Here is an 821-nt window from a genome sequence, read left to right as displayed (position 1 = left end):
ACCTCGCCGTCGATCGCGTCGGCGGCCTCGATTTCGCCACGGGTCACACCCAACAGGAACAACACGGTGTCCAGGTAGGGGTGACTCAGCGACGCATCCGCGACCTCACGCAGCGCGGGCTTGGCGTTGAACGCGATGCCCATCCCGGCGGCGGCCAGCATGTCGATGTCGTTGGCGCCGTCGCCCACGGCGACGGTCTGCGCCATCGGCACCCCGGCCTGCTGCGCGAAATCCCTTAGGGCCGTGGCCTTTCCGGCCCGGTCGACGATGGGGCCGACCACCCGGCCGGTGAGTTTGCCATCGACGATCTCGAGCTCGTTGGCCGCGACGTAGTCCAGCATCAGCTCGTGCGCCAACGGCTCGATGATGCGCCGGAATCCCCCGGAGACCACGCCGCAGTGATAGCCCAGCCGGCGCAAGGTGCGCAGCGTGGTCCGGGCGCCGGGCATCAGTTCCAGTTGGTCGGCGACCTCGTCGATCACGCTGGCGGGCAGCCCCGCCAGGGTCGCCACCCGCTGCTCGAGCGACTGCGCGAAGTCCAGCTCGCCGCGCATCGCGGCGTCGGTGATCGCGGCGACCTTGCCCTCGGCGCCCGCCCGGGCCGCCAGCATCTCGATCACCTCGCCCTGCACCAGCGTCGAGTCGACGTCGAACACGATGAGCCGCTTGGCCCGTCGTTCCAGGCTGTAGTCCTCGACGGCCACGTCGACCTGTTCCTCGCTGGACACCCGGTTCAGGGCGGTCCGCAGCGCGGCGTCCGCGCCCGGCGGCACCGAGACCCGCAGTTCCAGGCCGATCACCGGATAGTCGGAGACACCGCG

General features: G+C 70.5%; 1 protein-coding gene. It reads right to left on the bottom strand.

Features of this window, described 5'->3' with window-relative positions; all coding sequences use genetic code 11:
• Nucleotides 1-821: phosphoserine phosphatase SerB (gene serB / locus A9W96_RS08140; RefSeq protein WP_067138851.1), on the bottom strand; the 821-nt coding region annotated here is incomplete at both ends.

This window comes from Mycobacterium sp. 1245852.3, from assembly GCF_001669335.1.
In the GTDB taxonomy this organism is placed as follows: Bacteria; Actinomycetota; Actinomycetes; order Mycobacteriales; family Mycobacteriaceae; genus Mycobacterium; species Mycobacterium europaeum_A.
Note: the sequence above shows the minus strand (reverse complement) of the source record. Positions and strands in the feature narration are given on the sequence as shown.